General features: G+C 72.3%; 21 protein-coding genes. 11 read left to right on the top strand and 10 right to left on the bottom strand.

The window, feature by feature from the left end; genetic code table 11:
• The first annotated feature begins 3 nt into the window (after positions 1–3).
• Entirely contained in the window at positions 4–2,340 is a 2,337-nt protein-coding gene (locus ACZ4XX_RS09425; RefSeq protein ID WP_468507352.1) for a protein kinase domain-containing protein, read from the top strand.
• Between the two features lie 22 nt (positions 2,341–2,362).
• Here ACZ4XX_RS09425 and ACZ4XX_RS09420 read toward each other — a convergent pair whose 3' ends face one another.
• The 3 genes from ACZ4XX_RS09420 to ilvA all read right to left on the bottom strand — a co-directional run bounded on the left by ACZ4XX_RS09420 (position 2,363) and on the right by ilvA (position 5,574).
• The gene (locus ACZ4XX_RS09420; protein ID WP_468507502.1) at positions 2,363–3,160 is read right to left on the bottom strand and encodes an ABC transporter permease; all 798 of its coding nucleotides are present in this window, start codon (positions 3,158–3,160) and stop codon (positions 2,363–2,365) included.
• A 5-nt stretch (positions 3,161–3,165) separates the two neighbouring features.
• The gene (locus ACZ4XX_RS09415; protein WP_468507351.1) at positions 3,166–4,209 is read right to left on the bottom strand and encodes an ATP-binding cassette domain-containing protein; all 1,044 of its coding nucleotides are present in this window, start codon (positions 4,207–4,209) and stop codon (positions 3,166–3,168) included.
• Between the two features lie 135 nt (positions 4,210–4,344).
• The gene (ilvA, locus tag ACZ4XX_RS09410; RefSeq protein ID WP_468507350.1) at positions 4,345–5,574 is read right to left on the bottom strand and encodes a threonine ammonia-lyase; all 1,230 of its coding nucleotides are present in this window, start codon (positions 5,572–5,574) and stop codon (positions 4,345–4,347) included.
• A gap of 149 nt (positions 5,575–5,723) precedes the next feature.
• Here ilvA and ACZ4XX_RS09405 point away from each other — a divergent pair, with 149 nt between their 5' ends.
• From ACZ4XX_RS09405 to ACZ4XX_RS09390, 4 genes are read left to right on the top strand one after another with little or no spacing between them, the layout of a single operon-like run.
• Positions 5,724–6,323, top strand: a complete 600-nt coding sequence (locus ACZ4XX_RS09405) for a MarR family winged helix-turn-helix transcriptional regulator (RefSeq protein ID WP_468507349.1) — start codon at positions 5,724–5,726, stop codon at positions 6,321–6,323.
• Positions 6,324–6,354: 31 nt separating this feature from the next.
• Positions 6,355–6,849 carry a sigma factor-like helix-turn-helix DNA-binding protein gene (locus ACZ4XX_RS09400; RefSeq protein WP_468507348.1) on the top strand — a complete coding sequence of 165 codons (495 nt, stop codon included), beginning with the start codon at positions 6,355–6,357 and terminating at the stop codon, positions 6,847–6,849.
• On the top strand, positions 6,846–7,097 hold the full coding sequence (locus tag ACZ4XX_RS09395; RefSeq protein ID WP_468507347.1) for a hypothetical protein: 252 nt from the start codon (positions 6,846–6,848) through the stop codon (positions 7,095–7,097). Before ACZ4XX_RS09400 ends, ACZ4XX_RS09395 begins: the two co-directional genes overlap by 4 nt.
• A 55-nt stretch (positions 7,098–7,152) precedes the next feature.
• Complete coding sequence (locus ACZ4XX_RS09390) at positions 7,153–7,344, top strand: DUF1059 domain-containing protein (RefSeq protein ID WP_355961746.1); 192 nt, start codon at positions 7,153–7,155, stop codon at positions 7,342–7,344.
• Positions 7,345–7,484: 140 nt separating this feature from the next.
• On the opposite strand, the gene ACZ4XX_RS09385 is transcribed toward ACZ4XX_RS09390, so the two are convergent.
• Complete coding sequence (locus tag ACZ4XX_RS09385; RefSeq protein ID WP_468507346.1) at positions 7,485–8,639, bottom strand: cystathionine gamma-synthase; 1,155 nt, start codon at positions 8,637–8,639, stop codon at positions 7,485–7,487.
• A gap of 72 nt (positions 8,640–8,711) precedes the next feature.
• Here ACZ4XX_RS09385 and ACZ4XX_RS09380 point away from each other — a divergent pair, with 72 nt between their 5' ends.
• The 4 genes from ACZ4XX_RS09380 (at position 8,712) to abc-f (ending at position 13,081) form a co-directional block, all read left to right on the top strand.
• A complete protein-coding gene (locus tag ACZ4XX_RS09380; RefSeq protein ID WP_468507345.1) occupies positions 8,712–9,818 on the top strand; it encodes a hypothetical protein in 1,107 nt (368 codons plus the stop codon).
• 118 nt (positions 9,819–9,936) lie between these two features.
• Complete coding sequence (gene msrA, locus ACZ4XX_RS09375) at positions 9,937–10,599, top strand: peptide-methionine (S)-S-oxide reductase MsrA (protein ID WP_468507344.1); 663 nt, start codon at positions 9,937–9,939, stop codon at positions 10,597–10,599.
• 17 nt (positions 10,600–10,616) lie between these two features.
• On the top strand, positions 10,617–11,360 hold the full coding sequence (locus tag ACZ4XX_RS09370) for a hypothetical protein (RefSeq protein WP_468507343.1): 744 nt from the start codon (positions 10,617–10,619) through the stop codon (positions 11,358–11,360).
• 83 nt (positions 11,361–11,443) lie between these two features.
• A complete protein-coding gene (gene abc-f, locus ACZ4XX_RS09365) occupies positions 11,444–13,081 on the top strand; it encodes a ribosomal protection-like ABC-F family protein (protein WP_468507342.1) in 1,638 nt (545 codons plus the stop codon).
• On the opposite strand, the gene ACZ4XX_RS09360 is transcribed toward abc-f, so the two are convergent.
• Together ACZ4XX_RS09360 and ACZ4XX_RS09355 are read right to left on the bottom strand one after the other, a co-directional pair.
• Positions 13,064–13,420, bottom strand: a complete 357-nt coding sequence (locus ACZ4XX_RS09360; protein WP_468507341.1) for a DUF1330 domain-containing protein — start codon at positions 13,418–13,420, stop codon at positions 13,064–13,066. The two genes, abc-f and ACZ4XX_RS09360, sit on opposite strands and share 18 nt — an antisense overlap.
• A 74-nt stretch (positions 13,421–13,494) precedes the next feature.
• Positions 13,495–14,547: an NAD(P)-dependent alcohol dehydrogenase gene (locus ACZ4XX_RS09355; RefSeq protein WP_468507340.1), complete on the bottom strand. Its 1,053-nt coding sequence runs from the start codon at positions 14,545–14,547 to the stop codon at positions 13,495–13,497.
• A 128-nt stretch (positions 14,548–14,675) separates the two neighbouring features.
• On the opposite strand from ACZ4XX_RS09355, the gene ACZ4XX_RS09350 reads away from it, so the two are divergent.
• Positions 14,676–15,536 (top strand): helix-turn-helix domain-containing protein, encoded by an 861-nt coding sequence (locus ACZ4XX_RS09350; RefSeq protein WP_468507339.1) that lies wholly within the window; start codon positions 14,676–14,678, stop codon positions 15,534–15,536.
• Between the two features lie 63 nt (positions 15,537–15,599).
• Here the strand turns inward: ACZ4XX_RS09350 and ACZ4XX_RS09345 are convergent, their stop codons facing one another.
• Positions 15,600–16,871 carry a L,D-transpeptidase gene (locus ACZ4XX_RS09345; RefSeq protein ID WP_468507338.1) on the bottom strand — a complete coding sequence of 424 codons (1,272 nt, stop codon included), beginning with the start codon at positions 16,869–16,871 and terminating at the stop codon, positions 15,600–15,602.
• A gap of 218 nt (positions 16,872–17,089) precedes the next feature.
• Positions 17,090–17,431, bottom strand: a complete 342-nt coding sequence (locus tag ACZ4XX_RS09340) for a hypothetical protein (RefSeq protein ID WP_468507337.1) — start codon at positions 17,429–17,431, stop codon at positions 17,090–17,092.
• A gap of 111 nt (positions 17,432–17,542) precedes the next feature.
• Between ACZ4XX_RS09340 and ACZ4XX_RS09335 the strand changes: the two genes are divergently transcribed.
• A complete protein-coding gene (locus ACZ4XX_RS09335) occupies positions 17,543–17,812 on the top strand; it encodes an LPXTG cell wall anchor domain-containing protein (protein WP_468507336.1) in 270 nt (89 codons plus the stop codon).
• Positions 17,813–17,943: 131 nt separating this feature from the next.
• Here the strand turns inward: ACZ4XX_RS09335 and hutH are convergent, their stop codons facing one another.
• Together hutH and ACZ4XX_RS09325 are read right to left on the bottom strand one after the other, a co-directional pair.
• Complete coding sequence (gene hutH / locus ACZ4XX_RS09330) at positions 17,944–19,485, bottom strand: histidine ammonia-lyase (RefSeq protein ID WP_468507501.1); 1,542 nt, start codon at positions 19,483–19,485, stop codon at positions 17,944–17,946.
• Between the two features lie 178 nt (positions 19,486–19,663).
• Positions 19,664–19,945 (bottom strand): hypothetical protein, encoded by a 282-nt coding sequence (locus ACZ4XX_RS09325; protein WP_468507335.1) that lies wholly within the window; start codon positions 19,943–19,945, stop codon positions 19,664–19,666.
• Positions 19,946–20,105: the final 160 nt, after the last annotated feature.

Genomic DNA, 20,105 nt, shown 5'->3' with positions numbered 1-20,105 from the left:
CCCGTGCTGGAAGCCCTGCCCGCGGGACGGCCCCCGCAGCTGGTCGGCCCCTACCGGCTGCTCGCCCGGCTCGGCGCGGGCGGCATGGGCGAGGTGCACCTCGCCTGCCGGGCGGACGCGCCGACGGCCGATCCGTACCGGATGGTCGCGGTGAAGACCGTACGGAGCGATCTGGAGGTCGACGGGGACTTCAGGACCCGGTTCCGGCGGGAGATCGCGGCGGCCCGGACGGTCGACGGGCCGGGAGTGGCGCGGCTCGTGGACGCGGACGCCGACGCGGCCTCGCCGTGGCTGGCGACGGAATACGTGCCGGGGCCCTCGCTCGCGGAGGCCGTCGTACGGTCCGGGGCGCTGCCCGTCGCGACGGTACGGGCCCTGGGGACCGCCCTGGCCACCGCCCTGGCCGGCGTCCACACGGTGAAGGTGCTGCACCGCGACCTCAAGCCGGCGAACGTCCTGCTCGGTACTGCCGGGCCCAAGCTGATCGACTTCGGTATCGCGCAGGCCTTCGAGGCGACGGCGCTGACCTCGACCGGTCTGGTCGTGGGCTCCCCGGGGTTCATGTCGCCGGAGCACCTGGCGGGCAGCCGTGCGGTGGTGCCCGCGTCGGACGTGTTCTGTCTGGGCGCGGTCCTCGCGTTCGCGGCGAGCGGCCGGGGGCCCTTCCAGGACGACGAGATGGCCGCGGTGGTCTACCGGATCATCCGGGCGGACGCCGATCTGACCGGCGTGCCGGAGGAGCTGCGGCCGGTGGTGGAGCGCTGTCTGCGGCTCGACCCGGCCGAGCGGCCCACGGCGGCGGAGGTGGTGTCGCTCCTCGGTGGCGGGACGGCCCCCGAGGCCTTCCCCTGGCCGGGCGGCGTGCTCTCGCTGCTCGCCGAGTACGGGGAGGCGGCGCGGACGGCCGGTGAGGCGGCGGCCTCGGGCGCGGGCGTGGCGGACCTGCCGACGCTCGGCCCGGTGGTGCCGTACTCCCCCACCGCCGTCCCGAACCGTCCGATGACGGCGCCGGTGGCCCCCGAGGAGCCGCGGCGCCGTCGTTGGGGCGCGGCCGTGGCCGGTGCGGTGGCGGTGGCCGTCGTGGCGACGGCCGGCGTGGTGCTGGTGAACCGGGACGGCGAGGAGGACGGCGGGACGGCGGGGCCCTCTGCCTCGAACAGCGCTTCCCCCGGGGCGCCCGGTACGGGGAACCCCACCCCGGCGACGCTGAGCCGGGTCGTCCTGCCGTACGGCGGGGAGGGTCGTACCAACGACTTCGGCTCCGCGGCGACGGACCGGGGCCACCGCCCTGCGGGCTGGTCGCCCTGGATGGCGCGGACGGCGGCGACCGACGGCGCCTGCTCCCTCTCCCCGAAGGTGCTGGTCTGCGCGGGCTCCGGCGGCGCGCTGGTGGGGCTGGACGCGGCGGACGGCCGTGAGCTGTGGTCGGTCCCGGCGCGCACCAACGCCGAGGGGCTGCGTTCCACACCGCAGTACCCGGCGGTCGTCGGCGACCGGGTGTACGTCACGGATGCCTCGGGGACCGTCGCGTACGGCCTTCTGGACGGCCGGAAGGAGGGCACCCTCCCCGGCCCCGGCGCCGCGTGGGCGGTGAAGGGCTCCGACCTGGCCGACGGCATCCTCCACGTCGCCTACGTGAACACGGCGTCCACCGAGGGCGACGGCGGGTCGGGCGGAGGCCTCGTGACGGCGGTGAAGCTCGGCGGGAGCGGGAAGGGCGTGGGCCGGGAGCTGTGGCGGGCGCCGCTCGACGGCTTCCCCGAGCAGCCGGTGGCGGCGGGCGGACGGGTGTACGTCCCCGTCGGGACCGTGCCGGTGGCGCTCGACGCGCGGACCGGCAAGGAGACGGCGCGCGGGGCGGAGGGCTGCCAGGAGGTCACCGTGCACGAGAAGAGCGGCAGCGTGCTCTGCTCGGGCACCCCGGACGGCTCGGTGGCCGTGCTCGACGCCGGGTCGCTGAAGCGCCGGCGGTCCCTCGGTTCGGGGGTGACGGCGGGCCCCGCCGTGAACGCGGACGGTCTGGTGGCGGTCACGAACGGGCAGACCGTGACCACCTACGACCTGCGGAGCGGCCGGAAGCGCTGGTCGATGCTGCCGATGATGACCGAGGGCGACCCGCAGCGGATCTACTTCGCGGGCGACCGGGTGATCACGGTGGGGAAGTTCGAGGTGGTCTCCGCCCCCGCGGCCGGCCCCTCCGACGATGACGACTTCGAACGCTTCGAGGCCAACGTGCCGGACGACTTCGACGCGCAGGCCACCGGAGACGCGCTGGTCGCCGGAGGGGCGGTCTTCCTCGCCCTCCCCGACGGCCTCGTCGTCTCCGGGTACCTGCCCTGACGGCTCCGGGTGCGTGGAGCGCTCAGCCGTTCGCGCGCCGGTACTTGCGGACGGACAGGGTCCGGAAGATGGCGACGATCAGGACGGAGTAGATCAGCGACGCCCACACCGGGTACTGCATCGGCCAGGCGTCGGACGGTGACAGGCCCGGATCGCCGAAGAGTTTGCGGCAGGCCTGGACGGTCGCACTGAACGGGTTCCACTCCGCGACGGGCTGGAGCCAGCCCGGCAGGTTGCTGGTGTCCACGAAGGCGTTCGAGATGAAGGTCACCGGGAAGAGCCAGATCAGGCCGCCCGACGTCGCGGCCTCCGGGGTGCGGACCGAGAGGCCGATCAGGGCGCCGATCCAGGTGAAGGCATAGCCGAGGAGGAGGAGCAGGGCGAAGCCGGCCATGACCTTCCCGAAGTTGGTCGGCGCCGCGTAACCGGGCCGCCAGCCGATGATCAGCGCGACGATCGCGAGCACGAACAGCGTCAGCGCGGTCTGCACGAGGTCGGCCAGGGTGCGGCCGGTGAGGACCGCGCCCCGGGCCATGGGCAGGGACCGGAACCGGTCGATGAGGCCCTTGTGCATGTCGTCGGCGATGCCCGCGCCCGCGCCCGCCGTGGCGAAGGTGACGGTCTGCGCGAAGATGCCGGCCATCAGGAAGTTCTTGTAGACGTCCGGGGCGGTGCTGCCGCCGACGCTCATCGAGCCGCCGAAGACGTACGTGAAGAGGATCACGAACATCACCGGCTGGATCAGGCCGAACAGGATCATCTCGGGAATCCGGGACATCCTGATCAGGTTCCTGCGGGCGATCACCAGGGAGTCGTTCATGGTGCTCACTCGGCCGCCTCCTTCACGCGCCTGCCGTCGCGGCCGCCGCCCGGCCGGGACGTGCCGTCCGACCCGCCGTTCTCCTCCGCCTCCCGCTCGGCCGCGTGGCCGGTGAGCGAGATGAAGACGTCGTCGAGGGTGGGGCGGCGCAGTCCGATGTCGTCGATCTCCACACCCACCGCGTCCAGGTCGCGGATGACCTCGGCGAGCAGCTTCGCACCGCCGGCGACGGGGACCGTGAGCTTGCGGGTGTGGTCCTCGACGGACACCTCGCCGTGACCGATGCCCGCGATGCCGTAGCGCGCGAGCACGTCCCGGGCGTCGCCGATCATCCGCTTCTCGTGGACGACGACCTCGACCCGCTCGCCACCCGTCTGGGCCTTGAGCTGGTCGGAGGTGCCGCGCGCGATGACCTTGCCGTGGTCGACCACGCAGATGTCATGGGCGAGGTGGTCGGCCTCCTCCAGGTACTGGGTGGTGAGCAGCAGGGTCGTACCGCCCGCGACGAGTTCCTTGATGACCTCCCACAGGCCCTGCCGGTTGCGGGGGTCGAGACCGGTGGTCGGCTCGTCCATGAACATGACCGGCGGGGACACCACGAGGGCGGCCGCGAGGTCGAGGCGGCGGCGCATGCCTCCGGAGTACGTCTTCGCGGTGCGGTCGGCGGCGTCGGCGAGGTGGAAGCGCTCCAGGAGCTCGTCGGCCCGCACCTTCGCGTCCTTCGCCCTCATCTGGTAGAGCTGTCCGACCATCTGGAGGTTCTCGCGGCCGGTGAGGTACTCGTCGACGGCCGCGAACTGACCGGAGAGCCCGATCCTGCGACGCACCTCGTCGGGGTCCTTCAGGACGTCGATCCCGGCGACGACGGCCCGGCCGCTGTCGGGCTGGAGGAGGGTGGTCAGTACGCGAACGGCGGTCGTCTTCCCCGCGCCGTTCGGACCGAGCAGACCCAGGACGGTGCCCTCGGGGACGTCGAGGTCCACGCCGTCCAGAGCTCGTACGTCACCGAAGGTCTTCACCAGACCCTCGGCGTAGATCGCGCCTGGCATGTGGGTACTCCCAGGGAGATACGAACGTTGAGTTCGGGCTTTTCCCACCGATCCTAGGTTCGCCCGAGCCGCCCCGCCCAGTGAATGTGTGACCTGGGACACATGATCATGCGTCGGGCGGAGACGGGCCGGGACTCAGCCCAGCACCGTGTATCCCGCGTCCCGCAGGGCGTCCGCCACCTCGCGGCAGTGCTCAGGACCCTTCGTCTCCAGGTGCAGCTCGACCTCCGCCTCGGTCAGGCCCAGCCGCGGATCGGTCCGTACATGACTGACGTCCAGGACGTTCGCGTCGGCGACCGTGAGCACCGCGAGCAGGGTCGCCAGGGCCCCCGGCCGGTCCGTGACCCGCAGCCGCAGACTCAGATAGCGGCCCCCCGCGGCCATGCCGTGCCGCAGGATGCGCTGGAGCAGCAGCGGGTCGACGTTCCCGCCGGACAGCACCGCCACCACCGGGCCCTCGACCGACCCCGGGTCGCTGAGCAGGGCCGCGACCGGGCTGGCGCCGGCCGGCTCGACGACCAGCTTCGCCCGCTCCAGGCAGAGCAGCAGCGCCGAGGAGAGCGCGTCCTCGGAGACCGTACGGACCTCGTCGACGTACTCCTGGATCAACGCGAACGGCACGTCGCCCGGCCGCCCCACCTTGATCCCGTCCGCCATCGTCACCGGCGACTCGACCACCACCGGGTGTCCGGCCGCCAGCGAGGGCGGATAGGCGGCGGCGCCCTCGGCCTGCACACCGATCACCTTCACGTCCGGGCGCACCGACTTCACCGCGAGCCCGACCCCCGCGGCGAGACCGCCGCCGCCGACGCCCACCAGGATCGTCCGGACCTCCGGGCACTGCTCCAGGATCTCCAGGCCCACCGTGCCCTGCCCGACGATGATGTCGGGGTGGTCGAAGGGATGGATGAAGACGGCTCCGGTCTCCCGCGCGTACCGCTCCGCCGCCGCCAGCGTCTCGTCCACGACATGGCCGTGCAGCCGGACGTCGGCGCCGTACTCCCGGGTCGCCGCGACCTTCGGCAGCGGCGCCCCGACCGGCATGAAGACGGTCGCGCGCACACCGAGCAGATGCGAGGCGAGCGCCACACCCTGCGCATGGTTGCCCGCCGAGGCGGCGACGACCCCGGCCGCCCGCTCCTCGGGCCGCAGCCCGGCGATCCGCACGTACGCCCCGCGCAGCTTGAACGAACCGGTCCGCTGCAGGTTCTCGCACTTGAAGTGGACGGGCGCTCCCACCAGCGACGACAGATGACGGCTGCCCTCCATCGGGGTCGTCCTGGCCACCCCGGACAGCATCTTCTGCGCCCCCCGTACGTCGTCGAGCATCAGCCGGTGCAAGGGGTCTGGCGTACGGAAGCTCATGACAGCAAGTCTCGCAGCTCACGGCCCTGGTGGCCGCCCGGTGACCGGGTGCTCCAGCGGGTTTGCGCAGCCCCGGTACGGACCTCCCCGGGGCCGCGTACTCTGTCCCCCACCAACCGACCACCCCCGCACGAGAGAGACCCACAGCCATGCCCACATCTCAGGACATGACGACTGAGTTCGACCCCGGTCTCCTCGATGCCCTCCAGCACCAGGTGGCCGTCTTCGCCCGCCGGGCCGAGCAGACGCGCCTCGGTGGCACCGGGCAGCTCCGCAACTCGATGGACCGCGCCGCGTACCTGCTCCTCAACCGTCTTGACCAGGAAGGCCCGATGGGCGTGAAGGCCCTGGCGGCGGGCATGGGCATCGACTCGTCGACGGTCACCCGCCAGGTCGCACCGCTCGTCGACACCGGCCTGGTGAAGCGCACCTCGCACCCCGAGGACGGGCGCGCGGTCGTGCTCCAGCTCTCGCCGCGCGGGCTCGCCCGCCTGGAGGAGGTCCGCTCCTCGCGCCGCCAGCTGATGGTGGAGGTCACGGAGGGCTGGACGCCGGACGAGCGCGAGTCCTTCTGCACCCTGCTCACCCGCTTCAACACCGCCCTGTCCGCACGGCAGTCGGCGCACACGGGCGGACCGGCGACGGAGTCCGCGGCCGCGGCGATGCCCGCACCGGCGGCCCCGTCGGCGCCCCCGTCCACGACCGGGAGCACGGCCGAGAGGTCGAACGAGTCCGCGCAGACCTCTTGACCCCGACCCGCCGCTGTCCTCAGATGAGGACGTGGCAGAGCAGCGGAACGGACCCCGCGCCGAACGCGCCTACCGCACCCGGGAATTCGACGCGTTCGTGGCCGGGGCGGCGGGCCGGCTGCTGCACACCGCGACCCTGCTCACCGCCGAGACCCGCGCCCGCAACCCGTACGCCCGGGCCCTGCTGACCGCCGCCCTCGCGCACACCTACGCGGTGTGGGAGCGACTGCGGGACGAGGATCCGTACGAGCTCACCCGGCGCGAGCTCACCGCCCGCTTCGCCCGCACCGCCTGGCGGCACCACGGCGGCCGGGGCGGGGTCCTCTCCGCCCTCCACCCGCAGGAACGGCTCATCCTCGTCCTCCGGCTGTACGAGGGGGTCGCCGAGGAACAGGTCGCGGCCCTGCTCGGACTGCCGGAGGCCCGCGTCAGGGCCGTCCACGCCCGCGCGGTGTCCGCCCTGAGAGCGGCCCGGGGCAGCACGGGGACGCCGACCGGAAGATCCTCCGGGAGGACCGCCGCGTGAGCCGCTACGAGGACAGGGAGGCGGCGGTCAGGCGACTGCTCGACACCCCGCACCCACCGGTCCCCGGCGACCTCGCCGGGGAGGCCGCGGAACGCGGCTCCCGACTGCTCCGGAGGAACCGGGTCGTCCGACGGGCCGCGTGGACGCTGTTCGCCCTCGCGGTGCTCGCCTTCGTGTTCTGGGCATCGGTGGCACAGCCCTGGGAAGCCCCCGCGGCGGAGACCACACCGCCGTTCGACGGCTTGTGAGGACGGACCTAGCCTGGAGGAAGGGGCCTGTCCGCAGGCCCGTCAGGAGGTCGTCATGGCCAGGAAAGCAACCGACTGCCGGGACACTCCGAGTGTCTCCGGTTGCTCGCTCTACATGTCGGGCGAGGAGGAGGAGCTCGTACGGGCCGCCGTCCAGCACGTGGTCTCCGTCCACGAGCACACGGACAGCCCCGAACTCCGCGCGGAGATCAGGGCCTCGATGAAGGAGCCCCTGCCCGGCACCTGAACGAGCGGCACCCCGCACGACGGGCCGGGCGGGCGCTCCGGACGACAGGAGCACCCACCCGGCCCGCAGGAACAGGTGCCCGGGACGAACAGGTGCCCGGGACGTACCGACAGGAGCCCGCACCCGGCCCTTACCGGCGACTAGCCCAGCGCCTGCCGCAGGTCGGCGAGCAGGTCGTCGACGTTCTCGATGCCCACCGACAGGCGGACGAGGTCGGCGGGGACCTCCAGGGCGGAACCCGCGACGCTCGCGTGGGTCATCCGGCCCGGGTGCTCGATGAGGGACTCGACGCCGCCGAGGGACTCACCGAGGGTGAACAGCTGCGCACGGTTGCAGACCTCGACGGCCGCCTCCTCGCCGCCCTCCACACGGAACGAGATCATGCCGCCGAAGGAACGCATCTGCTTGGCGGCGATCTCGTGCCCCGGGTGCTCCGGGAGCCCCGGGTAGAGGACCTGGGTGACCTTCGGGTGCTGGGTCAGCATCTCGACGATCTTCTCGGCGTTCTCGCTGTGCCGGTCCATACGGACCGCGAGGGTCTTGATGCCGCGCAGCACGATCCACGAGTCGAAGGGACCGGCGACCGCGCCCATCGCGTTCTGGTGGTACGCGAGCTCCTCGCCGAGCGCCTCGTCGGCCGTCACCAGCGCGCCGCCGACGACGTCGGAGTGGCCGCCCATGTACTTGGTGAGGGAGTGCACGACGACGTCCGCACCGAGAGCCAGCGGCTGCTGGAGGTAGGGCGAGGCGAAGGTGTTGTCGACGACCAGCTTCACGCCGGCCTGCCGCGCGACGCCCGCGATCGCCTCGATGTCGGTGATGCCGAGGAGCGGGTTCGACGGGGTCTCGACCCAGATCAGCTTCGTACGGTCGTTGACGGCCGCACGCACCGCTTCGACGTCGGAGGTGTTCGCGACGGAGAAGTCGACGCCCCAGCGCTGCACGACCTTGGCGAAGAGCCGGAACGTGCCGCCGTAGGCGTCGTTCGGGATGACCACGTGGTCGCCGGGCGCGAGGAGCGCGCGCAGGAGGCAGTCCTCGGCGGCCAGGCCCGACGCGAACGCGAGGCCGCGCCGGCCGCCCTCCAGGGCCGCCAGGTTCTCCTCGAGGGCCGTACGGGTGGGGTTGGCGCTGCGGCTGTACTCGTAACCGCCGCGCAGCCCGCCCACGCCGTCCTGCTTGTAGGTGGACACCTGGTAGATGGGCGGGACGACCGCGCCGGTCAGCGGGTCCGCGGTGTTGCCCGCATGGATCGCGCGGGTCTCGAAGCTCTGGTGAGAGTGCTGGTCGCTCATGTGTCAGGAGCGTAGTCCCGAGTGACCCCGGGCGCCTCGATCGTCTCACCACGCGTCCTGGACAATGGACACATGGAGATTCTCTGGTTCCTGATCGCGCTGGGCCTGCTGTTCGGCGTCCTCGGCCCCTACCTGCTGCGCCGCCGCGGTGGCGGCATCCGCCAGGTCGCGCCGGGCGCACCGGACGCGGCGGACCCGGAGGCGTACGGATTCGTACGTCAGGAGGACCAGGACGTACGGCTCCCGGGCGCGGACGACGAACTCCTGCACGTCCTCGACGTCGTCCAGGCCACCCAGGACTGGCGGGCCGCGTCGCGGCTGCTCGCCGCCACCGACAAGGACGGCGAGGTGCGCTGGCAGCGCGTCCAGGCGTTCGCGGGCGCCGCGTCCCTGGAACTCCAGGAGCGGCCGGGCGTCGGCGGCGCATGGCTGCGGACCTGGCGGGCGGAGGCCCCGAAGGACGCCGGCGGCGCCGCGGTGCACGGCGAGTTCCTGGTGCAGCAGGCCTGGCGCTCCTCGGCGGCGGGGACCGACGACTTCCGGATCATCCTGGAGGAGGCGCGGAAGGTCACCGAGGAGGCGGCGCTGCTCGCTCCGGGCGACCCCGTCCCGTACATCACGCAGCTCGCCGTGGCCCGCGGCCTCGGCTACAGCCACGAGGAGTTCGACCAGGTGTGGGCGCGGGTCATCGACCGGGCGCCGCAGCACATGGGCGCCCATCTCGCGGCCCTGCACTACTGGTGCGAGAAGTGGCACGGTTCCCGCGAGGAGGCCGACCACTTCGCGACGACGGCCGCGGCGCGCGCCCCCCGGGGTTCGCTGCTCGCGGCGCTCCCGCTGTTCGCGGTCCACGAGCACGTGCCGGACGTGGTGCTCGTCCAGGACTTCTTCCGCACGGCCGTGGTGTCGAAGGCGATGGACGGCGCGCTGTACGCGGTGCACTCGGCCCGGCCCGACGACCCGATGCTGGCGCACGTCCGCCATCTGCTCGTCTGGTTCCTGGTGCGCGGCGAGCGCTGGGCGGAGGCCATGCACCAGCTGGTGAAGGTCGACGGGCACGTGGGCGCGGTGCCGTGGACGCTGAGCGGTGACCCGGCGGCGGCGTTCACGGTCGTCCGGAACCTGGCGGTGGCGGGGTACGAGGCGAACGGCGGCAATCCGGCGACGCTGCCGCACTGACGGCGCGGCGGACCGCGACTCCCCGGCGGGCGGGGAGGGACCCCTGAGGAACCCTCGGGGAATCCCTCCCCGCCCGTCTGCGTTGTGACCACTGCCGACCGTCGAGGAGAGATGCAGCATGTTCCTGTCCCGCACCCCCGTCCTCCCCACTCCCGAGCAGGCCCTGCGCGGCCGTCCCGAGCCGGAGTTCGCCGTTCCCGAGCGCCACACGGTCCTCGGCAACCCGCTCCTCGGCCCGTACCCGGAGGGCCTGGAGGTCGCCGACTTCGCCCTCGGCTGTTTCTGGGGCGCCGAGCGCAAGTTCTGGCAGACCGACGGCGTCTGGACCACTCTCGTCGGCTACCAGGGCGGCTACACGCCGAACCCGGCCTACGAGGAGGTCTGCTCGGGCCTGACCGGGCACACCGAGGCCGTCCGGGTCGTCTTCGACCCGTCGAAGGTCTCGTACGAGTCCCTCCTGAAGCTCTTCTGGGAGTCCCACGACCCGACCCAGGGCTTCCGCCAGGGCAACGACGTGGGCACCCAGTACCGCTCGGCCGTCTACACCCACTCCCCCGCCCAGGCGGCCACCGTCGACGCCTCCCGCGAGGCCTACCAGAAGGTCCTGACGGGCTCCGGCTACGGCACGATCAGCACCGAGATCCTCCCGGCGGAGGGCCGTGCCTTCTACCCGGCGGAGGGATATCACCAGCAGTACCTGGACAAGAACCCGGCGGGCTACTGCGGCATCGGCGGCACGGGCGTCTCCTGCCCGATCGGTGTCGCGAAGGCCGACGGCTGACGGTCCGCGTCCTCATCGTGAGTTTCGGGACCCACGCGCGGCGGGTGCGGGACGAACAGGCGTCACCCGCCCGCAGACACGGCGCCCTGCGGTGTGCCGTCGCGGAGTACGGGCCGCTCGGCTTCCACGCGACCTGGGCCTATCTGGCCGCGACGGCCGTGCCCGCGCCGGATCTGCGGCGGGACACGGCCGCGCTGCTGCGCGCGCTCGACATCCTGGAGGCGAGCCGCGCCGCCAGGATCGAGGAGATCGCGGTCTTCGCGGCCCGCCGCCGCGTGGAGAAGGCGGCCGGTGTCCGTACGCCTCGTGGCGCCGGCCCCCTGGCGTCGCCGTGGCGGCCCCGCTGGCCCGGTGGGGCCGGGCCCTCGCGCCTGGGGCTCGTCGCCGCCGTGGCGAACCGCCGTGGCGCGTTCCTGGAGGTCCCCCACCCCGACCCGTCGCTGCTTCCCGACGACCTCGGGCACCGGCTCGCGGAGCTGCACGGCCGTCTCGACGCCTGCGCGGCGGCCTATCTCACCGCCCTCGGACGGGTCGACGGCCGGGACGAGCCGGGCGACATCGTCGCCGGCATCCGCGGGCACCTCACCCCCGGCTACGGGCCGCTGAACGTACCCCTTCTCCAGTGGCTCCGCTTCGCGGAGCTCCTCGACTACGCCGTGGAAGCCACGGCGGTCCCGCACTCCCGCTGGCTACACTCGGGGGCATGGGTTCGTTCTACTTCTTTCTCTGATTCCGGCCGCGGACACGGTCCGACCCGCTGATCCGGCGCCCTCGGGGCACGGCAGTGGTGGTCCCGGTGTCCCTTCCCCGGCCCGAATGCCCCCAGCACCCAGGGAAAGATCCCATGCGCGACCGCGCCCAGTTGACCCTGAAAGACGTCTCCAAGTCCTACGGGGACCGCTCCGTCCTCGACCAGCTCACGCTCACCGTCCGCCCCGGTGAGAAGGCCGCCGTCATCGGTGAGAACGGCTCCGGCAAATCCACCCTGCTCCGGCTCCTGGCCGGGGCCGAGGCGCCCGACACCGGAGAGGTGACCGTCCGCTTCCCCGGCGGCGTCGCACGTCTCGCCCAGACGCTCGCCGAGACCCTCGGCCTCGGGCCCGGGCACACCGTGCGGGACGCCGTCGATGCGGCGCTCGCCGAACTCCGCGCCATGGAACGGGAGATGCGGGCCGCCGAGGAGACCCTCGGCTCAGCCACCCCCGAGGAACTCCTCGCGTACGGGGAACTCGCCGCCCGCTACGAGGAACGGGGCGGCTACCAGGCCGACGCCCGGGTGGACGCCGCCCTGCACGGGCTCGGCCTCGGCCATGTCCCGTACGAGCGCCGCGTCGGGACGCTCTCCGGCGGCGAGCAGTCACGGCTCGCCCTGGCCTGCGTCCTCGCCTCGGGCGCCGAGCTGCTGCTCCTCGACGAGCCGACGAACCACCTCGACCGTGCCGCCGCCGACTGGCTGGAGGCACGGCTGCGCACCCACCGCGGGACCGTGGTCGCGGTCACCCACGACCGGGCGTTCCTCCAGGGCATGGCGACCACGATCCTGGAGGTCGACCGGGACACCCGCGCGGTGACCCGGTACGGCGACGGCTGGTCCGGCTACCGCGCGGCGAAGGCCGCAGCCCGCCGCCGCCGGGCGCAGGAGCACGAGGAGTGGCGGGAGGAACTGGCCCGTACGGAGGAGCTGGTGGCGGCGGCCGGGCAGCGGCTCGCCGGGTCGGGGAAGGACCCCCGGCAGGGCTTCGGCAAGCACCGCCGCTCGCACGAGAACAAGCTGTCGGGCCAGGTCAGGGCGGCCCGGGTCAGGCTGGAGCAGCTGCGGAGGTCCCCGGTCCCGGCCCCACCGGAACCCCTGCGCTTCACGGCCCGGATCGCGTCGGCGGCCGCCGACGCCGAAGGAGTTCCCGTCGACGGGCCGCTCGCCGAGCTCGTCGACGTCGTCGTCGGCGAGCGGCTGCGCATCGACAAGCTGCGGATCTCGGCCGGGGACCGGCTGCTCGTCTCCGGGCCCAACGGCGCCGGCAAGACGACCCTGCTCCGGGTGCTCGCCGGGGATCTGCGCCCCGACAGCGGGACGGTCGGCCGCTCGGGCCGGGTGGGCCGGCTGCGCCAGGAGCTGCCCGCCGTACCGTCCCCGAAGCCGCTGCTCACGGAGTACGCGGCCGGGCGCCCCGGTCCGCCCGAGGAGTACGCGGCGGAGCTGCTCGCCCTCGGGCTCTTCCGGGAGGAGGACCTGTCGGTGCCGGTGGCCCGGCTCTCGGTCGGCCAGCAGCGCCGCCTGGAGCTGGCCCGGCTGGTGACCCGGCCGGCCGATCTGCTCGTCCTGGACGAGCCGACCAACCATGTGGCGCTCTCCCTGGTGGAGGACCTGGAGGCGGCCCTGGCCGCCTTCCCCGGCGCGGTGGTCGCGGTCTCCCACGACGAACGCTTCCGCGCGGGCTTCGGCGGCCGGCGGCTGGAGCTCCGTTCAGGCCGGGTCGCCTGACGCGGCCCGCATCGTCGCGGCCGTCGCCGCCGGGTCGTACCCGTCGGGCACGCCCTCGACGAGGAGGATGTCGCCGGCCATGTGGCGGGTGCGGAGCGGGATCAGGGCCTGGTAGGCGGCGGAGTCGTACCAGGCGCGGGCGTTCTCGTACGACGGGAAGCCGATGATCACGACGGCGCCAGGCCAGTCGCCCTCGGGGACCTCACGGGCGGGTGCGCCGTGGACGAGGAAGCGGCCGCCGAAGGGGTCCAGGGTGCCCTGGACGCGCTCCATGTAGGTGAAGACCTCCTCGTCGAGGACGGGCTTCGGGTGCAGGTTTCCGATGGCGTATGCGGTCATGACGCAAGCATGCCGGGGCACGCCCTGCGGGGTCGATTACCCCGTAGGTCATGCCCCGGCACCGGGCGCGGGCGTCAGATCGTCGACGCGTCGATCACGAAGCGGTAGCGCACGTCACTGGCGAGCACCCGCTCGTACGCCTCGTTGATCTGCTCGGCGCGGATCAGCTCGATCTCCGCGCCGAGGCCGTGCTCGGCGCAGAAGTCGAGCATCTCCTGCGTCTCGGCGATGCTGCCGATCATCGAGCCGGCGAGGGTCTTGCGGCCGCCGATGAGGGAGAAGAGGCTGAGGGAGACGGGCTCCTCGGGGGCGCCGACGTTCACCAGGGCGCCGTCCGTCCTGACCAGGCTCAGGTAGGCGTTGAAGTCCAGCGGCGCGGAGACCGTGGAGATCACCAGGTCGAAGGTGCCGGCCAGCTCGGTGAAGGTCGCCGGGTCGCTGGTGGCGTAGTAGTGGTCGGCGCCCAGCTTCAGGCCGTCCTCCTGCTTCTTGAGCGACTGGCTGAGGACGGTCACCTCGGCGCCGAGCGCGTGGGCGATCTTGACGCCCATGTGGCCGAGGCCGCCGAGGCCGACGATCGCGACCTTCTTGCCGGGGCCCGCCTGCCAGTGGGCGAGCGGCGAGTAGAGGGTGATGCCGGCGCAGAGCAGCGGGGCGGCCTCGTCGAGGCCGATGCCCTCGGGGATGCGCAGGGTGTAGTTCTCGTCGACGACGATGTGGCTGGAGTAGCCGCCGTAGGTGGGCTCGCCGTTCTTGTCGAGGGCGTTGTACGTGCCGGTCCCGCCCTGGACGCAGTACTGCTCCAGGCCCTGGCGGCAGTACGCGCACTCGCGGCAGGAGTCGACGAAGCAGCCGACGCCGACCCGGTCGCCGACCTGGAACCTGCTGACCCCGGAGCCGACCTCGGCGACGACGCCCGCGATCTCGTGGCCCGGGACCATCGGGAAGATGCCCTCGCCCCAGCCGTCACGGGCCTGGTGGATGTCGGAGTGGCAGATGCCGGAGTACTTGATCTCGATGAGGACGTCGTGCTCGCCGACGGGCCGGCGCGGCACGGTGGTGCGCTCCAGCGGGGCGTCGGCGGCGGGTGCGGCGTACGCGGGGACGGTGGTCACGTTCGTGGTCATGGACCCAGCCTGCGTGAGGGCGCGGGCATCACCCAGCCCCCTGTTCTGCCTACGTCCAGTGTGCCTACCACTGGCAGGGACAGGAACAGCCGTCCGTAGGGACGTGCGACCTGGGATAATCGGGACGCATGGATCTCAGTGCCGAACTCAGCGAATTCCTGCGCTCGCGCCGGGCCCGGCTGAAGCCGGAGGACGTGGGTCTGCCGGAGTTCGGGCGCCACCGCCGGGTGCCCGGGCTGCGCCGGGAGGAGCTGGCGCAGCTGGCCGGGGTGTCGGTGGCGTACTACACCCGGCTCGAACAGGGCAACGGCCGCAACGTGTCCATGGAGGTGCTGGACTCGATCGCGCGGGCCCTGCGGCTGAGCGACACCGAGCGGGCGCATCTGACGCATCTGGCGAAGCCGACGGCGAAGAAGAGGCAGCACCGGGCGGCCATCGCCCGTCCTCAGCAGGTGCGGCCCGGTCTGCGGCACCTGCTGGACGCCATGGAGGGCATCCCGGCGTTCGTCGTGGGCCGGCGGCTCGACGTCCTCGCCTGGAACCGGATGGCGCGGGCCCTGATGGGCGACTTCGAGGCGATGGAGCCGGTCGAGCGCAATGTGGCCAGGATGGTCTTCCTGGGGCCCAACGCGCGTGATCTGTACCGGGACTGGGAGTGCAAGGCGACCGAGGTGGTGAGCGTGCTGCGGCTGTACGCGGGCTGCTATCCGGAGGATCCGGCGCTGCTGGCACTGGTCGGTGAGCTGTCGGTGCGCAGCGAGGAGTTCCGTTCGCTGTGGGCGGCGCACACCGTCGCGGACAAGGGGCACGGGACGAAGGTGCTGCGGCATCCGCTGGTGGGCGAGATGACGCTGACGTACGAGAGCATGCAGGTGGCGGGCGGGGACCCGGACCTGATGCTCATCACGTACCAGGCGGAGCCGGGGTCGGCGTCGGCGGACGCGCTGCGGCTGCTGGCGCAGTGGGGTGTGGAGGAAGTCGTACGGTGACGCGGAACGGCGGCCCGCTCCTTGGTGGAGGGGGCCGCCGTTCTCGTGCGTGCGTGCCGGGGATCAGGCCTCCGAGCCGGCCTTCCAGTCCGCCCAGCTCATGTTCCAGCCGTTGAGGCCGTTGCTGGGGGCGATGGTCTTGTCCTTGGAGTTCTTGACGATCACGACGTCGCCGACGATCGAGTGGTCGTACAGCCAGGCGGCCTGCTGGTTCGGGTCGCCGGCGCCCTTGACGTCGTTCAGACCGACGCAGCCGTGGCTGGTGTTGGCGGAGCCGAAGATCGAGTCCGGGCCCCAGTAGTTGCCGTGGATGAACGTGCCCGACGTGGACAGGCGCATGGCGTGCGGCACGTCCTTGATGTCGTACTCGCCCTTGCCGTCGTCGTCGGTGAAGCCGACGGTCGCGCCGTTCATCCGGGTCTCCTTGAACTTCTCGGAGATCACCATCTGACCGTTGTAGGTCGGGTTGTCCGGGGAGCCGGCGGAGATCGGGATGGTCTTGATCGTCTTGCCGTCCTGGGTGACCGTCATGGTCTTGGTGGCGACGTCGACGGTGGAGACCTGGTTGCGGCCGATCTTGAAGGTGACGGTCTTCTGCTGGACGCCGAAGACGCCCTCGGCGCCCTCGACGCCGTCGAGGTCGAGCTTGAGGGTGACGGTCGAGCCCTCGGTCCAGTAGTCGTCCGGACGGAAGTCGAGGCGCGTGCCGTCGAACCAGTGCCCGACGACCTCCTGGCCGGTGCTGGAGGTCACCGTGATGCCGGCCTGGACGGCCTTCTTGTCGGTGATCGCCTTGTTGAAGTTGATCGAGACCGGCATGCCGACGCCGACGGTCGAGCCGTCCTCCGGCGTGAAGTTGCCGATGAAGCTGTTGGCCTTGGAGACCGTGGTGAACGAGGAGTTCTCGTGCGCCTCCAGGCCCTCCGCGTCGGTGGCCGTGGCGGCGATCTTGTAGACCGTGGCGCGCTCCAGCTGACCGGTCGGCTTCCAGCTCAGGCCGTCGGCGGCTATCTCGCCCTCGACGGCCTTGCCCTCGGCGGAGGTCATGACGACCTCGGTGAGCTTGCCCTCGGTGACGGAGACCTTGGCGTCGTTGTTGATGGAGGCGTTCTGCGCGCCGTTCTTCGGCGAGATCGTGATCTTCGCCTTGGAGGTCTTCTGTGCGGCCGCCTCGTCGACCTGAGCCTGTGACTGCGGCGACGCGGAACCGGAGGCGCCCGCGCCCTTGTCCTCGTCGCTGCACGCCGAAAGCACCAGCACACCGCTGAGCACGGCGGCCGCGGCGGCCAGGCTCCTGCGGCGGCGCTTGCCGTCCGTCATCACACGCTTCTCCATCGTCGCCGATTCCCTGCCAACTTCTTGTTAAGAACGCCCATGACACCCCGTCCGGTTCCGGAAGCGGAGCGTTTGTGGGGAACACCACTGATCGACACGCTCGTACGGTCCCGGCCGGTTCCCGGAGCCGCAGTGGCCCCCGTCACCCGTCGCACGCCTGGCGCGCCGCAGGCCCCGGGACGCCGTCCCGGGGCCTGCGAACAGGTCGGATACCGGTCCTACGACCGGTCGTCGTCGTCTTCCTCCTGCCCATCTTCCTCGCCGAGATCCCACTCCAGCGCATCGGGGTCGTACTCGATCTCCTCGGTGCTCCAGGAGGCCTGGACCATCTCGATGCCGGGGACGTCGCGGATCAGGTCGAAGGGCTCGACGAGGTACGCGAGGGCCTCGGCGCTGTCCTCGTGCGCGGCGGCGCGGGCGGGCACCCGCTCCTCCTCGGGCATGAACTCGTCGGCGTCGATCCGGGCCTGGGCAGCCGAGGCCAGTTCGGCCGGTCCGTCGATCTCCAGGACCACATCGACCCGAAGACGTACATAGCGCGGTGTCTCAGAAGTACTCATGGGTCGGAGCGTAGGCGTCGGGGGGCTCCCGGCTTTCCCACGACCCGCTGTGTTCATTAGCATCGACGCACCGACCAATTCGCGGTTTCCGCAAGGGGGATCGAAATTTCCGTGTCCGCCGCCCGACGCCCACTGCTGACCGCGACCGCCGCGGGCACGCTGCTGTGCGCCCTGTGGTTCGTACCGTCCGCCAACGCCACCGACGATCAGGGCGGGGTACGGATCGGGGTGACCCAGGACGGCCCCGTCGGGGACGGCGGGCGCCTTGCGGAGACCGGCGGCCGGGACACCACGTCGTATCTGCTCGGCGGGACGGGTTTCCTGGGTGTCGGGGCGGGCTTCGTGGCGCTGGCGATGCGGCGCCGCGACCGGACGTCCTGAGCGGTCGTTTCCGTGGCGACCGGCTCCGTGGCGTCCGGTTTCGTCAAGCGGCCGCCTCCGTGGCGGCCGTTTCCGTACGCGCGTGAGGCCCGCCCCGGGACGTCCGGGACGGGCCTCAGGTCTTCTCCGGGTTACGCCAGCGGGCCGGTGACCGGCTCCACCGCGGCGAGCAGCTTCCCCTCGCGCACGAAGGTGTCGGCGGCCGCCAGGTCGGGGGCGAGGAACCGGTCGGGGCCGGGGCCCTGGACGCCGGCCGCGCGCAGCGCCTCGATGGCGGCGGCGGAGGCGGGCGCCGGGGACAGGCCGTGGCGGAGCTCGATGCCGCGGGTGGCGGCGTACAGCTCGACGGCGATGATCCGGTTGAGGTTGCCGATCGTGGTGCGCAGCTTGCGGGCGGCGGACCAGCCCATGGAGACGTGGTCCTCCTGCATCGCCGAGGACGGGATGGAGTCGGCGGAGGCCGGGACGGCGAGCCGCTTCATCTCGCTGACCAGGGCGGCCTGCGTGTACTGGGCGATCATCAGGCCGGAGTCGACGCCGGGGTCGTCGGCGAGGAAGGGCGGCAGGCCGTGCGAGCGGTTCTTGTCGAGGAGCCGGTCGGTGCGGCGCTCGGCGATGGAGCCGAGGTCGGCGGCGGCGATGGCGAGGAAGTCGAGGACGTACGCGACGGGAGCGCCGTGGAAGTTGCCGTTGGAACGGACCTGGCCGTCGGCGAGAACCACCGGGTTGTCGACGGCGGCGGCGAGCTCGCGCTCGGCGACGAGCAGGGCGTGCGCCATGGTGTCGCGGCCGGCGCCGGCGACCTGCGGGGCGCAGCGGACCGAGTAGGCGTCCTGGACGCGGGGGGCCTCGCCGCTCTGGAAGTGACCGGTGAGCTCGGAGCCCTTGAGCACGGCCAGCATGTTGGCGGCGGAGGCGGCCTGGCCGGGGTGCGGGCGGATCGCGTGCAGCTCGGGTTCGAGGACCTTCTCGGTGCCGAGGAGGGCTTCGAGGGAGAGCGCGGCGGTGATGTCGGCCGACTTGTAGAGGGTGTCGAGGTCGGCGAGGGCCATGATCAGCATGCCGAGCATGCCGTCGGTGCCGTTGAGGAGGGCGAGGCCCTCCTTCTCCTTGAGCTCGACGGGGGTGATGCCGTGGGCGGCGAGCAGCTCGCCGGCGGGCCGGAGCTCGCCGTCGGGGCCCTCGGCGTCGCCCTCGCCCATGAGCGCGAGGGCGCAGTGGGAGAGCGGGGCGAGGTCGCCGGAGCAGCCGAGGGAGCCGTACTCGTGCACGACCGGGGTGATGCCGGCGTTGAGGACGTCGGCCATGGTCTGGGCGACCTCGGGGCGGACGCCGGTGTGGCCGGAGGCGACGGTCTTGAGCCGCAGGAACATCAGGGCGCGGACGACCTCGCGCTCGACGCGCGGGCCCATGCCGGCGGCGTGCGAGCGGACGATGTTGCGCTGGAGCTGGGCGCGGAGCTCGTGGCCGATGTGCCGGGTGGCGAGCGCGCCGAAGCCGGTGGAGACCCCGTAGACGGGCTCGGGCTTGGCGGCGAGCGCGTCGACGATGTTGCGGGCGGCGGCCAGGGCCTCCACGGCCTCGGGCGACAGCTCGACGCGGGCGCCGTGGCGGGCGACGTCGATGACGTCCTGCGGGGTCGTGCCGGACGTGCCGAGGACGACTGTCTGCATATCCATATTCAGCACCCTACGGATTGAAGACCGCCATGTCACTAGGTGACTTCGTCACCGTCCGGGCGGGGGACGGACCCTTACCGTTCCGATGATCGCCGGTCCGGCCCCACTCCGCCGCTCGGCACCGCCGGGGAATCCCGTCCGGGACGGCGGTGCGTCCGCGCGGACACCGGGGTCAGGCCTGCCTCCGGACCTGGAGCAGCCGGGCCCCCTTCACCAGAATCACCACCCCCGTACCGACGATTCCGACGGACACCAGCACACCGCTGTCGAGCAGAATCCCGACCATCAGTGTGACGCTCGTGGCGGAGTCCACGAGGTCCAGCACCACCTCGGTCCGCGCCCCGGCCTCGGGCCGGCGCATCCTCCGCAGCACGGCGACGAGGGAGACGAGATGGAGCGCGACGACGGCTACGAACACCCAGCGGACCACGCCGGGCACCTCGGGAAGGTCCATGTCAAAAATGTACGGCCGCGATCGGCTGACGCGGATGACGGGGAAGTGAACTGACGGCCACTAATACCGTGTCCTATGTGGTGAGGCGGTCGTTGAGACCGTCATGGGGCGGGGTACGTGGAGTTGGATTGTTCCGGACGGGCTGTGGAAGATCGCGGAG

Source organism: Streptomyces sp. NPDC029956 (assembly GCF_055574655.1).
This window is presented reverse-complemented; position numbering and strand designations above follow the sequence as displayed.